We start from the raw sequence: 12,941 nt of genomic DNA, 5'->3' as shown, positions 1-12,941 counted from the left end.
AATTAAGTTCTTTTGCTTAAGCAGTCTCTCTTTTAATTAATTTTAACTCTAGTTCTTGCTGGTAAACCCCATTTAATTCCTCATTAATTGCTTTTAATAAAACTTCAATCGCCAGGTGGCCGAGCTGATACATCGGCTGCCAGATAGTTGTTAACTTTAAATATTTAGCAAGTTCTATATTATCATAGCCAATTACCGCTATATCATCGGGAGCAGTCAGACCTTTTTCTTCCATGGCCTGCAGGACTCCAATTGCCTGATTATCAGAAGCAGCAAAAACAGCTGAAGGCCATTTCTGTTCAGGCAGTGCTAATATTTCCTGCATTGATTGATAACCATCTTCTGTATGAAAATCTCCAAATTTAAGCAGATCTGGATTTAAACTGAGATTATTTTTCGCTAATACATTCTTTACACCTTTTAAACGTTTGATTCCATGCTGACTATCCTGAATACCATTAACAAAAGAAATATCTTGATGACCCTGTTTAATTAAATAATCAACAGCCATTTCTGCTCCCTTAACATCATCTAGATGAATAGAATGAAAATCATTACTATTTTCGTCGGCCAAAACTATCGGAATCTCTTCATTCAATAAAGACTGGAAGTCGTGTTCACAAACATCCATTGTCACTGCTGCAATTCCATCAACCTTTTTGCTGTGAACAATATCCAGTATTTTATCCATCATCTGCTGGTCTTTGTCTATTTTATATAATATTAGATCTATTCTTTCCTCTTCCAGAGCATCCTGAATACCTTTTAAGACTTCCACAAAAAAGTGATCAATAAATGTCGGCACAATAACCCCAACTGCATTTGCTTTCTGACTGGCCAGATTTTGGGCAACTTTATTGGGCCTGTAATTTAATTCTTTCATGACCTTGAGAACCTTATCTCTGGTTTCATCCTTAACTTTGCTGCTGTTATTTAAAACCCTGGATACAGTTCCAATCCCAACACCAGCTTTTTCTGCCACATCATAAATATTAACTTTATCTTTTGCCATAACTATTAATTATCCTTTCACTGATCCCCTCATTACTCCACTTATAATTTTCTTCTGAGCAATAATATAAACTAAGAGCATCGGAAGTAAAGCAAGTATATAGGAAGCAAATGCTAAACTATAGTTGGTACTAAATTGTGATTGAAAAACATGCTGAACTAAGGGTAATGTCATACTGGAACGATCACTAATCAATAATAATGGTAATAAAAAGTCATTCCAGGCTTTTAGAGCTGTCAAAATCGCAACTGTTGCATTAATCGGTTTTAAAACCGGGAAAATAATTTTCCAGAAAATCTGCCAGACATTAGCCCCATCTATTATTGCAGCTTCTTCTATACTCCGGGGTAAAGATTTTATGTACCCTACATAGATAAAAACATTTAACGGGAGGGCATATACTATATATAATAATACAAGTCCATTAAGATTATCAAGGCTTAACATTGCCATTTCTTTAACAATTGGCAGCATAATTAAGGGAAAAGGAATAAACATCGCACTAATAAAGTAATAATAAAGAAATTTAAAATATTTTTTATTCATATTTCTGGCTATTGCATAGGAGACCATTGAATTAACTACCAGTACCACCGCTACTGTTGGAAAAGTAACATAAGCACTGTTTTTTAAACTCTGAAAATAATTAGTCATTTTTATTGCTTTAATGTAATTAGAAAATTGAAATGAATCTGGTACGGCTAAAATTGATTCAGCTAACTGCTGAGGATTTTTTAGAGAAACAATGAGTGCCATATATAAAGGGATAATTATAATAAATGAACCCAGGAGTAATAAGCCAGTAGCCCACCAATTTGTTTTTTCCTTCATTAATAATCCACCTCACGTTTTTGCAGTATTTTTAACTGGAAGAAAGAAATAGCTAATACAACAAATAAGAAAACTACAGCATTAGCAGTCTGATATGCAAATTCTCCACCCATAAAACCACCATTATAAATAAGCAGAGTAATTGACTCAGTTGCCTGACCGGGTCCACCCTGAGTTAAAGCCATTATGTGGTCAAAAACCATCAAAAAACCGCGCATTGAAATAACAATATTAATCGTAAGAAATGGTGCAATTAAGGGAAAAGTAATATGTTTAAATTGATTCCATTTGTCTGCACCATCTATTTTAGCAACTTCATATAATTCATCTGGAACAGTCTGCAGACCGGATAAATAAAGCAGAATATTAAAACCACTGGAATTCCAGACAGCAAGTATTACTACCCCAATCCAGGCTAAATCCATATTTCCTAAAATATTTTTGCTTAAGATCCCTATTCCTAATTGACTTCCTAATTGAGGAATAATAAAAGTAAAAATATGATTAAATATATAACCAACAACTAAAATACTCAGCATATAAGGCACAAAATATACTGCTCTAAAAGTATTTTTAAATCTTATTTTAGAATTGAGTCCTAAGGCAACAAGTAAACTTAAAATATTAACAATGATTGTTGTAACAATAGCAAATTTAAATGTAAAAATATAAGCATCAAATGCTCTACCATCATTTAATAAGTTTATATAATTTTTAAAACCAACAAAACTATAATCACCAAATCCTATATAATTAGTAAAACTATAAAATATACCCTGTAAAGCTGGAAGAGTATGAAAAGCGAAAAATAATATAAAAGCCGGAATTGTCATCCAGTAAAATACCGACGAAGTTTTTTTCATTACTATTTCCTCCCATCTGAAATTAAAGAGTTCCTCTCAATAATGAGAAGAACTCCTACTTTATTCAAATAAATATCTCTTAACGAGACTGTACTTTATTCCATTCAGAATCAAGTTTTTCTAAAAATTCTTCTACATTACCCCGGTGTAAGAATCCCTGAATTAAATTTGGAACCTGCATTCCAGATGGATAATAGTGATCAGGAAAGGGTGCTATTTTTCCACTCTCAAAATATTCTTTTAAATCAACAACAGTAGGGTCATTTTGAAATACATTTTCTACTGCAGAAAAAGTCATCTGCTGATCAATGTAAAATTGCGCATTTTCTTTTTTAAGTAAGAATTTAATAAATTTCTCTGCAGCTTCTGGATGATCAGTATTTTTGCTTATTGTTAGAACAGTATCTACTCCTGAAACTAACATGTTCTCATCTGCGTCATTAACTGCTGGCAGAGCAAAAGCGCCTAAATTAATATCGGGGTTTGCTTCTAAAATTGGATTGATTGCCCAGACACCCTGAATATACATAAATGATTCACCATTGGCAAAAGCCTGATTACCCTGGCTGTAACCATAACCAAAAACATCATCCTGTCCATAATCCAGTAACTTATAAATTCTTTCTGCTACTTTTTGATAACGAGCCTGAAAAGTTGTTTCATTGGCCAGTCTCTGCTTAATAAAATTTTCGCCCTGCAGATTTGCAGCTAATGAATTCCAGGGAACCATAATAGTCCAGGCATCCTTAAATGTTAAATAAAAGGGAGTTCCACCATTTTCCTGGATAGTTTTTGCAGTTGTTATAAATTCATCCCAGGTTTTTGGAATATCTAAACCCAATTCTTTAAATTTATCTTTATTATATAAAACTGTATTGGCATTTGCTGTGAATGGTACGCCATAATTAGAATTTCCTTCATGTAAATCCTGCAGCATTTCTTTATATGCTGGTTGAATATCTTTTAAATAGGAAGCATTATCGAAGTTTTTAAAAATTCCTGCGTCTGCAATTTGACCATAAGTAAAATTTCCTCCGAGACCCATAATATCAGGTATATTATTTCTGGCCAGTCTTGATCTTAAAACTGTTTCTGCATCTGGCACATGATTCTGAGTAATATTGATCTCCGGATTTTCTTTTTCAAATTTTTCAATTAACCGATCAAAAGTTTCTACAGCTTCTCGCTTATTCTGGAAAAACTCCAGTTCAACTTCCTGAGCAAAACTGACTGCCCCAAGACCAACAACCATAAATACTGCAAGTAAAATTGAAATAATTGGATGTAAAGATTTCATTTAATAAATCCCCCTCTGAATTTTTGTTTTGGAACCGCTTCCAAAAAACTTAAAAATAAAATGGAATCGCTTCCAAAAATAATTATAGCAGTAGTTTTAAAAAAAGTCAAACAATTTAATAAATTTTTTGAAAATAATTTTTACTATTATGCTGACAAAAACCCTGAAGCTAAAAGCTCCAGGGTTTAGGTTTAATGTTAATTTCTGATTTTTAGTAGCCGCCCATCATATAATATTCCATCAAGGCGCTATTTTTTAAGTTGTCATGTCTCTGATCAGCATCAGACTGCTCGTTAGCCTTAACCCGATCCTTGTGAGTGCGCTTGTGCTTAAAAATGTTCTTCATTAGTAATGCCCCCTTAATAATTTTGTTAGGGAACATACTCGCTGCACATCTACTTTGTTCCAAGAAATAAGTCCACCGACCTAATAATAACTCCGCTACTCACTCTCTGTCGGTTCAATTAGATTATACTACTTTAAAAACACTTTGGCAAGAGTTTTGTGAGAATTTTTTCAAAATTATTTCTTTTGTACTTTAGCATGATAATGTACTAATTTAATAAGCTGTTTGCAGGATTTATCAGACTTAAAAAGAAATATAAACTATAGTCATAATATGATTATAATCACAGCCTTTTCTGCTGCTGTTTTATATAATTCAATTCTGGATAAAAACTAAAAGAGGTGAACTAATGCAAAAAAATAAACTTGGTCTTAAAATTACTAACCTGATCTTTTTACTCCTCACAATCTTTGTTAACTTTCTGGCAAATTATCTGCCGATTAATGGGATTTCCAGTGGAGAAGTATCTGATTTATATCAAAATCCTTTTACACCAGCGGGATTCACCTTTTCAATCTGGGGCGTAATCTATCTTTTTTTAACAATCTTTATTATTTATCAGTTTACAGGAAAAGGTGAAATTATAAAAAGATTTTCAACTGGCCCCTATTTTATTATAGCTTCTTTAGCCAATATGAGCTGGCTTTATCTCTGGCATCATCAGAGGCTTTATCTTTCGATGCTGGTTATTTTAATTTTACCTTTCTCATTGTTTCAAATTTTTAAAAGACTGCATAATTATCAAAATTATTCTCTGACTGAATACCTGGGACTTAAATTCCCCTTCAGTATTTATACCGCCTGGGTTATAGTAGCTTCTATTGCAAACCTGATGGCAGTTCTGGTCTATTTTAAATCAGACTGGCCGGCTAATTTCCTCAATATTGCAGCAGTGATAGGAATTTTGCTGGGGCTGGCAATTACAGTTAAAATACTGGATAAATACAAAAATATTGCCTTTGCTCTGGTAGTTGTCTGGGCTTATACTGGAATTATCGGTGCTCAGCTAAGTTATCAGATGCCTGTTATGGCTGTAATAATCACTGCCGGTATCTCTATCCTGATTATTCTCTTTAAATTACTAGCAGTAATTAATTTTTCAGATTAACCAGGATTCAAATATTTTGCTAAAAGAACAGTAAACATAATAATCTTCAGGATTTAATTTAGCTGCTTATTTTCTAACTAAAATAAGCGACTAAAACTAAATATCAAATTCCAGAGAAGAGGTTTCATCCATTAATTCTGAGTGAACCTTGATATCTAAAACCGGAGTCCCATCGATTGCATCCAGTCCGTAGACAAAGAGTTTATTATCTTCTTTTTTTAATAATTTAACTGTGGTAACTCCAATTGGATTGGGGCGTCTGGGACTCCGGGAAGAAAAAACACCTCTTTTGGGCCCTACTCTCCATTCGGAGATTAAATCATAACCTTCTGTCTGATGCAGGTAATAAACTATCTCTAGATATTCGTAATCCTCTATTTTATAAAGGCCATCTTTATATTGAGCTTCAATTTTAATAATACTTTCATTATTTTTCATCTCTTCCGGGCCTACCGGCTTTTTAAATTTACTTCTAACTTTTCCGATTACAGTAAATTTTATCATATCAGCTCTCACCTCTGTTAAGTCAAAATTTTTAAGCAAATAATTTTTCTGCTGCCTCTTTTTTTAAGAGATCATAAACTTTCTGCAGTCCAATATTCTCTCTCTCAGCAATTTCCTGACATTCTTCATATTCCGGAGAATATTTTATTAACTCCCCCTCATAATAACCGGCCTTAATGGTTACCTTTCCTAAGGAAGAATTTAAGTCAAAATACCGGCGCTCCAGACAGCTGCGCTCAACTTCCCGGTGCCTAATACCCAGGGTGGTTGTTTCTCTATAAATAATTTCTTCCAGTTCTTTTCGTTTATCTGCAGCTGTAAGTACAGTCAGTTTTTGACCGGGTCTATTCTTTTTCATCATAATATTTGTGAGATAGACATCCTTAGCACCTGCTTTGAGCAATTTGGGAAAAAGATAAGAATAAATTTCTCCACTCATATCATCAATATTTGTTTCTAAAATTAAGAGCTTTTCTTTACTTTTTTTTTAGCCTGATAAACCCGCAGTAAATTTGTGATTTCAAAATCCTTTTTGCCAGCTCCATAAGCGATTTTCTCTATCTCAACTTCTGGCATTTCAATAAATTCTTCTGCCAGAGTTTTAATGATAGCAGCCCCGGTTGGAGTAACCAGTTCTCCCCTAACTCCTGTTGAGTAAACAGGTACTCCTTTTAAAATTTCAATTGCTGCTGGTGCCGGGATTGGAATTCTACCATGGGCGGCATCCACAAAGCCGGTACCTAAAGGCACGGCAGCAGCATAGATGTGATCTGGATTAAGCATTTCAACTAAAATAGCTGTACCTACAATATCCACTATAGAATCAACAGCTCCTACTTCGTGAAAATGAACTTCATCAATCGACTTATTATGGACTTTTGCCTCAGCCTCTGCTACTTTTGCAAAAATATCAATACTCAGCTCTTTTACTTTCTGGTTGAGCTGGCTCTGGTTGATTAACTCTTTGATATCATTAAAATTACGATGGACATGATTATTGCTGCTGTGGTTGTGAGAATGTCCTTCCTCATGATTGTGGTGATGCTTATCCTGATGCTGACTCTCATGCTGATGCTCTCCACAGCCGTGTTCAGACTGAGAGTGTTTATGTTCACCAGCGCCATGATCGTGGTCACCATGGTTACCATGGTTGCCACAGCCATTACAGCCAGCCTGATGCTGGTGCTCATGAGATTGTTTACTCTGTTCATGGTCTTCATGATGTTCATGGTGTCCAGAATGATGACCCTCAGCAGCTTTGTCATTTCCAGTCGACACATGATCAGGGTGAATCTCATCCTCTAAAACAACTTTAAAATCGGTGGCAGTAATTCCATTTTTCTGCACAGTAGAAATTTCAATCTCATAACCGGCAAGATTTAACTTTTTTAATTCTTTTAAAAATCTATCCTGATCCACTCCCAGATCAAGCAGAGATGCAATTGTCATATCTCCACTGATTCCGGAAAGTAAATCAAAGTATAATATTTTTTCCATCTTATCCTTCCTCTCTTGCTTTTTCTATCTGTAAGTTAATTGTACTGGCCAGATAGGCAGCACCAAATCCATTATCTATATTGACTACTCCAATGCCGCTGGCACAGCTGTTGAGCATTGTCAGCAGGGCAGAAACTCCGCCAAAATTAGTTCCGTAACCAACACTGGTTGGAACAGCAATTACTGGTTTGTCAACTAAGCCGCCGACTACACTGGCCAGAGCTCCTTCCATTCCAGCTACTGTTATAATTACCTGGGCCTCATTAAATTTATCCAGATTGCCCAGCAGACGGTGAATCCCGGCTACTCCAACATCATAGAGGCGCTCAACAGAATTTCCCAGAGCTTCGGCAGTTACTACAGCTTCTTCTGCCACCGGGATATCCGAAGTTCCACCACTGACAACCAGAATTTTGCTCTTAGTCTTCTCCAGCTTTTGTTTTTCTATAAAAATCATCTGCGGCCGCTCATGATAAACCGCCTCAGGTGCAATTTCTTTAATTCGCTCATAGACTTTTTTGCTGGCTCTGCTGGCCAGTATATTATTCTCGTGTTTCAACATTTCTTTAACTATACCTTCAATTTCGGCTAAAGATTTCCCCTCACAGTAAATCACCTCAGGATAACCATTGCGCAGACTGCGGTGATTATCTACTTTAGCAAATCCCAGATCTTTAAACGGCAGATCCTTTAAAAAAGCAGCTGCTGCATCTACCTCCACTTCTCCATTTTTAACTTTTTCTAAGATAGCTGTAACATCTTCTTTATTCATCTTTTCCCTCCAGAATTTCTTTATTCATACTTCCACTTTGATAGGCCGACAGATCCAGGGTAACATATTGAAACCCTAATTTCTGTAATTTGTCAGACAGTTTATCCATTAAATTTAAATCCATAATTTTTTCTCTGTCAGCTTCCGATAATTCTATTCGGGCCAGATTGTTGTGGTCTCGAACCCTGAACTGCTTAAATCCATTTCGGCGAAGCAGCTCCTCGGCAATTTCTATTTTTTCCAGTCTCTCTGCTGTAATCGGATTGTTATAGGAAACCCGGGTAGCCAGACAGGATAATGTTGGCTTATTCCAGGTCACCAGCCCTAGATCTTTTGAGAGCATTCTAATTTCTTTTTTTGTCAGCTGGGCTGCAAGCAGCGGGCTTTTAACTCCCAGTTCCTGTAAGGCTTTACGTCCCGGGCGATAATCACCGGTGTCATCAAGATTAGAACCTTCGACCACTGTTTTACCAGCAGCATAATCAAGAATCTGATTAAAAATTACTTTTTTGCAGTGATAACAGCGCTCAGCCGTGTTTGCTGCTGCTTTTTTCAGTTCTGAAAGCTCTATTTCTATTTGCTGATGTTCAAAATTTAATTCCTCTACCAGTTCAGCAACTTCCCTAATTTCTCTATCCGGGACAAAAGGAGTGTTAACCGTTACCGCTTCAAATTCGGCTCCGGCTTTTTGAGCTGCAGCAGTTAAAAAGGTGCTGTCAACTCCTCCCGAAAAGGCAATTACAAAAGGTTCAAGCTCTTTTAGGTTATCTAATAATAAGTTGTATTTGTCAGCTGTGGTTACTGTAGACATTAAAATACCTCCTGCTGGTTTATTTCAAATTACTAATGAGTAGGTGGTACAAGTGATTTTTTATCATAACCAATTAAATCTTTACGACCGGCCATTTTTAAAGCTTTACGCACTATTTGCTGATTTTCCTTTTTGTGATACTGCAGTAAGGCCCTCTGCATTTTTTTGGCTTCTCTAGACCTGGCTACATAAACTTCCTCCATTGTCCGGGGATCATAGCCGCTGTAATACATTGCAGTAGCCATTGTTCCTGGAGTTGGATAAAAATCCTGCACCTGATCAGGGTGATGATTAATATCCCTTAAGTATTCTGCCAGCTCTACCGCATCTTCCAGGCGGCTGCCCGGGTGGCTGGAAATAAAATAGGGGATTAGATATTGTTCTAAACCAATTTCTTGATTAACCTGATAAAAGGCCTTTCTAAATTTATCAAAAACTTCTATTCCGGGTTTACCCATATAGCTTAAAACTTTATCTGAAACATGTTCCGGAGCCACTTTAAGCTGACCACTTACATGATGGGCTGCCAGCTCTTTTAAATATTTACGGCTTCCTTCGTCTTCTAAAAGATAATCAAAGCGAATACCGGAGCGAACAAAAACCTTTTTCACTTCCGGCAGCTTCCTTAATTCTCTCAAAATCTCAAAATATTCTTCGTGATCCACCTCTAATTTGCTGCAGGGATCAGGAAACATACATTCTTTGCCCTTACACATCCCCCGCGAAAGCTGATCTGTGCAGGAAGGCTTACGAAAATTAGCAGTTGGTCCTCCTACATCATGGATATAGCCTTTAAAATCATCCAGAGCAATTATCTGCCTGGCCTCTTCCAGCAGTGATTCTTTACTGCGGGCTGTCATCATTTTTCCCTGATGAAAAGATATGGCACAAAATGAACAGGCACCAAAACAACCGCGGGAACTAACCAGACTGAATTTAACTTCTTTAATCGCCGGGACCCCACCATCTCTTTCGTAAGCAGGGTGATAATCCCGCTGATAGGGCAGTGTATAAATATGATCCAGTTCTTCCTGACTTAGGGGCTCAACAGGTGGGTTTTGAACTAAATAACGGTTTCCATGCTGCTGTACCAGCTGCTGACCTCTAATTGGATCCTGTTCTAGATATTCAATTTTATAAGCATAAGCATACTGCTTCTTGCTGCTTTTTACTTCCTCATAGGATGGTAAAAGTTCATAATCATATAAAGATTCCAGCTCATCAGCAATAAAGGCTGTCCCCGGCAGATAATTAATATATTTAATTTCCAGTCCAGCTTCTAAATTTTCTGCAATTTTTAAAATCTGTTTTTCTCCCATTCCATAAACTAAAAGATCAGCTCTGCTGTCAAAAAGCAGGGAGCGGCGAACACTGTCATCCCAGTAGTCAAAGTAGGCAAAACGGCGCAGACTGGCCTCAATCCCACCAATGATTATTGGGATCTCTCCATAGGCTTCCCGCAGACGATTACTGTAAACTATAGTTGCCCGATCCGGACGCTGACCACTTTCTCCACCGGGAGAATAATTATCATAGCTGCGGCGGTGTCTGGAAACTGAATAGTGGTTAACCATCGAATCCATGTTGCCGGCAGTTACCAGAAATCCAAACTTTGGTTTACCCAGCTTTTTAAAATCTGCTGTTGATCTCCAGTCAGGTTGAGCAATTATCCCCACTTTAAACCCGGCATCTTCTAAGACCCGGGCAATAATCGCTGTGCCAAAAGAAGGGTGATCCAGATAGGCATCACCGCTGACAATAATAAAATCAAGCTCTTCCCAGCCTCTTTTTCGCATATCATCTTTTGAAATTACCATAAACTGATCTCTTGGATTTTCAAATTTTTCTTCATTTTCTTTCTGCTTTAAATCCTGCTTTTTCTTTTCCATTTAATTTATCAGTAACTCCTTTATTATTCCTGAGTTCAAAAAATTATTTTTAAAATTTTATAAATAAGGACATTTGTCCTAAAAGTAATTTTTATAGTTCTTATAAGACTAAAATTCCATCTCATTTTTATCAAGGCAATCTATTCACTATTATAGCAGAAAAATACTACTAAATCGAATTTGCGGACAAATGATTAATTTCACATCTTCTGGCTGCTTCAATAATAAATCCCCTGAGAATTTAAGCTGCCTGTTAATGCAACTTAAAAGACTCAGGGGAAATAAAATTATTTCATTTTTATAACTAAATTATTTTCTAATTCGAATTTCTGAGTAAACTACGATGCCAGATTTGCAAAGAGGAAAATGCTGATCATATAGATTAGATAAAAAGCTGCAGCTGCAGCAGCAATTCTGTTAAAAATCTTCATTTTACTACCGGAAGTGCTCCCGGCTTTAATTTCTTCAACAGTCGGCATTACCTCAGGCAGTCCTTTTCTTTTTGCATCATATTTATTTAAGAGAACTGTTAAAACTATGGTCAGCCCAAAAGCTACAGTTAATAGAATAACTACAGAATCAATTCCTAAAGCATAGAGTATTAAAGTAAAAATTGTAACTCCAGCAGCTGTTAAAGCAAAAGGAATCTGTGAACTTACATGGTCAATATGATCAGAACCGGCAAAGATTGAAGACATGACAGTAGTGTCAGAAATTGGAGATACATGGTCTCCAAAAATAGCTCCTCCAAATAAAATACCCATCAGAACCGGTACAATACTAAATCCTACTAATTCATAACCTGTAGAAACAGCAATTGGTGTTAAAATAGCCATTGTTCCCCAGGAAGTCCCGGTAGTAAAGGAAATAAACATTGCCGCTAAAAAGATAATTATCGGCAGTGCCCTACCCGGTAAGCCAATGTTCATTAAAATATTTACTACATAGTCTGCAGTCCCAACCTGATCAGTTGCATAGCCAATTGTCCAGGCTAAAATTATAATCGCAGCTGCAATAATCATAGTTTTAAAACCATCAATTACTGCATCACTGGCTTCACTTAAGGACATCGTTTTATAAGCCAGGGCTCCGACAAGAGCAAAAAAGACAAAGGCAAAGGAACCATAAAGCAGGGCCAGTGCTATATCAGTCTCCTGAAATGCCTGAGCAATACTAACTCCGGCCTGATACCCATCACCAAGCCACCACATAGAAAATACACTGACCACTAATAATGAAATAATTGGTAAAAAGAAGTTCATCAATTTTGGATTCAACTGACTCTGTTCACCTACATCAGTACTAATATCTGATAAAGCCTCTGCGCCATCTTTCATTAACTTCCCCTCTTTACGTGCCCGCCATTCTGCATCAAGCATTGGCCCATAATATCTCTGAGTTATGGCTACAAAACCAACCATAAAAAATGCTAAAAGACAGTAAAAATTCCAGGGAATAGAACGCAAAAATACGGCATAAGGTGTAACTCCAATCTGCTCAGCAGTTATTCCAGCAGCCGTAAATCCTGCTGCAATCATCGAAACCTGATAACCAATCCAGTTGGAAACCGGACCAAAGGTTGTCACCGGAGCAGTTGTGGAATCTAAGATATAGGAATGTGCTTCTCTGGATGTTTTATTTTTGCTACTCACATCCCGGGTTGCATTTCCAGTTACAATTGTACTGGTATAAGAGTCGATAAAGATAAACATTCCAATCATCCAGGTTAAGATCTGCGAATCTCTTGAAGTCCTGACGGCATTACCCATCCAATTTTCCAGGGCCAGCACACTTCCCGACTTGTAAATCAAGGCTGCTCCCGCTCCCATCAGCATAATCAAAATCAAAAATTTAGCATTCCAGGGATCATTAACTGTACTAACAATCCAGCGTAAAGACAATGCAGTTGCCGAAATCGGATTCCAGCTGCTAATAATCAAAGCCGCAGACCAGACTCCAGCAAATAAAGAAATAAGTACCTCCCTGGTATACATTGCCAGCAAAATAGCCA

11 protein-coding genes and 1 pseudogene are annotated in these 12,941 nt (G+C 36.8%); 1 reads left to right on the top strand and 11 read right to left on the bottom strand.

Going from position 1 to position 12,941, the window contains the following annotated elements:
- Positions 1-16: 16 nt before the first annotated feature.
- The 5 genes from DFR79_RS01965 to DFR79_RS16365 all read right to left on the bottom strand — a co-directional run bounded on the left by DFR79_RS01965 (position 17) and on the right by DFR79_RS16365 (position 4,349).
- On the bottom strand, positions 17-1,012 hold the full coding sequence (locus DFR79_RS01965) for a LacI family DNA-binding transcriptional regulator (RefSeq protein ID WP_133513824.1): 996 nt from the start codon (positions 1,010-1,012) through the stop codon (positions 17-19).
- A gap of 9 nt (positions 1,013-1,021) precedes the next feature.
- A complete protein-coding gene (locus DFR79_RS01960; RefSeq protein ID WP_133513823.1) occupies positions 1,022-1,843 on the bottom strand; it encodes a carbohydrate ABC transporter permease in 822 nt (273 codons plus the stop codon).
- A complete protein-coding gene (locus DFR79_RS01955; protein ID WP_133513822.1) occupies positions 1,843-2,706 on the bottom strand; it encodes a carbohydrate ABC transporter permease in 864 nt (287 codons plus the stop codon). Before DFR79_RS01955 ends, DFR79_RS01960 begins: the two co-directional genes overlap by 1 nt.
- A 79-nt stretch (positions 2,707-2,785) precedes the next feature.
- On the bottom strand, positions 2,786-4,003 hold the full coding sequence (locus tag DFR79_RS01950; protein WP_133513821.1) for an ABC transporter substrate-binding protein: 1,218 nt from the start codon (positions 4,001-4,003) through the stop codon (positions 2,786-2,788).
- A 211-nt stretch (positions 4,004-4,214) separates the two neighbouring features.
- Entirely contained in the window at positions 4,215-4,349 is a 135-nt protein-coding gene (locus tag DFR79_RS16365) for a hypothetical protein (RefSeq protein WP_279512858.1), read from the bottom strand.
- A gap of 349 nt (positions 4,350-4,698) precedes the next feature.
- Here DFR79_RS16365 and DFR79_RS01945 point away from each other — a divergent pair, with 349 nt between their 5' ends.
- A complete protein-coding gene (locus DFR79_RS01945) occupies positions 4,699-5,457 on the top strand; it encodes a tryptophan-rich sensory protein (protein WP_133513820.1) in 759 nt (252 codons plus the stop codon).
- A gap of 96 nt (positions 5,458-5,553) precedes the next feature.
- On the opposite strand, the gene tsaA is transcribed toward DFR79_RS01945, so the two are convergent.
- The 6 genes and pseudogenes from tsaA to DFR79_RS01915 form a co-directional block, all read right to left on the bottom strand.
- Entirely contained in the window at positions 5,554-5,961 is a 408-nt protein-coding gene (gene tsaA, locus DFR79_RS01940; RefSeq protein WP_243727684.1) for a tRNA (N6-threonylcarbamoyladenosine(37)-N6)-methyltransferase TrmO, read from the bottom strand.
- Positions 5,962-5,992: 31 nt separating this feature from the next.
- Positions 5,993-7,410 (bottom strand): annotated as a pseudogene (gene larC, locus DFR79_RS01935) (nickel pincer cofactor biosynthesis protein LarC).
- Positions 7,411-7,459: 49 nt separating this feature from the next.
- Positions 7,460-8,230 carry a nickel pincer cofactor biosynthesis protein LarB gene (gene larB, locus DFR79_RS01930; protein WP_133513819.1) on the bottom strand — a complete coding sequence of 257 codons (771 nt, stop codon included), beginning with the start codon at positions 8,228-8,230 and terminating at the stop codon, positions 7,460-7,462.
- Positions 8,223-9,041: an ATP-dependent sacrificial sulfur transferase LarE gene (gene larE / locus DFR79_RS01925; RefSeq protein ID WP_133513818.1), complete on the bottom strand. Its 819-nt coding sequence runs from the start codon at positions 9,039-9,041 to the stop codon at positions 8,223-8,225. The genes larB and larE overlap by 8 nt, the downstream gene beginning before the upstream one ends.
- Positions 9,042-9,073: 32 nt before the next feature.
- Positions 9,074-10,930, bottom strand: coding sequence for a YgiQ family radical SAM protein (locus DFR79_RS01920; RefSeq protein ID WP_133513817.1), 1,857 nt, complete (start codon positions 10,928-10,930; stop codon positions 9,074-9,076).
- Between the two features lie 338 nt (positions 10,931-11,268).
- Complete coding sequence (locus tag DFR79_RS01915; protein ID WP_133513959.1) at positions 11,269-12,924, bottom strand: Na+/H+ antiporter NhaC family protein; 1,656 nt, start codon at positions 12,922-12,924, stop codon at positions 11,269-11,271.
- Positions 12,925-12,941 lie beyond the last annotated feature (17 nt).

The sequence above is a fragment of the Halanaerobium saccharolyticum genome (genome assembly GCF_004362045.1).
Classification (GTDB): Bacteria; Bacillota; Halanaerobiia; order Halanaerobiales; family Halanaerobiaceae; genus Halanaerobium; species Halanaerobium saccharolyticum_C.
The sequence above is the reverse complement of the archived record's forward strand: the minus strand, read 5'-3'. Positions and strand labels throughout refer to the sequence as shown.

What these genes read in the sequence shown, in the direction of transcription:
- DFR79_RS01965 (WP_133513824.1), bottom strand. Translation starts at nt 1,012, where the DNA reads ATGGCAAAAGATAAAGTTAATATTTATGATGTGGCAGAAAAAGCTGGT.
- DFR79_RS01960 (WP_133513823.1), bottom strand. Translation starts at nt 1,843, where the DNA reads ATGAAGGAAAAAACAAATTGGTGGGCTACTGGCTTATTACTCCTGGGT.
- DFR79_RS01955 (WP_133513822.1), bottom strand. Translation starts at nt 2,706, where the DNA reads ATGAAAAAAACTTCGTCGGTATTTTACTGGATGACAATTCCGGCTTTT.
- DFR79_RS01950 (WP_133513821.1), bottom strand. Translation starts at nt 4,003, where the DNA reads ATGAAATCTTTACATCCAATTATTTCAATTTTACTTGCAGTATTTATG.
- DFR79_RS16365 (WP_279512858.1), bottom strand. Translation starts at nt 4,349, where the DNA reads ATGAAGAACATTTTTAAGCACAAGCGCACTCACAAGGATCGGGTTAAG.
- DFR79_RS01945 (WP_133513820.1), top strand. Translation starts at nt 4,699, where the DNA reads ATGCAAAAAAATAAACTTGGTCTTAAAATTACTAACCTGATCTTTTTA.
- tsaA (WP_243727684.1), bottom strand. Translation starts at nt 5,961, where the DNA reads ATGATAAAATTTACTGTAATCGGAAAAGTTAGAAGTAAATTTAAAAAG.
- larB (WP_133513819.1), bottom strand. Translation starts at nt 8,230, where the DNA reads ATGAATAAAGAAGATGTTACAGCTATCTTAGAAAAAGTTAAAAATGGA.
- larE (WP_133513818.1), bottom strand. Translation starts at nt 9,041, where the DNA reads ATGTCTACAGTAACCACAGCTGACAAATACAACTTATTATTAGATAAC.
- DFR79_RS01920 (WP_133513817.1), bottom strand. Translation starts at nt 10,930, where the DNA reads ATGGAAAAGAAAAAGCAGGATTTAAAGCAGAAAGAAAATGAAGAAAAA.
- DFR79_RS01915 (WP_133513959.1), bottom strand. Translation starts at nt 12,924, where the DNA reads ATGTATACCAGGGAGGTACTTATTTCTTTATTTGCTGGAGTCTGGTCT.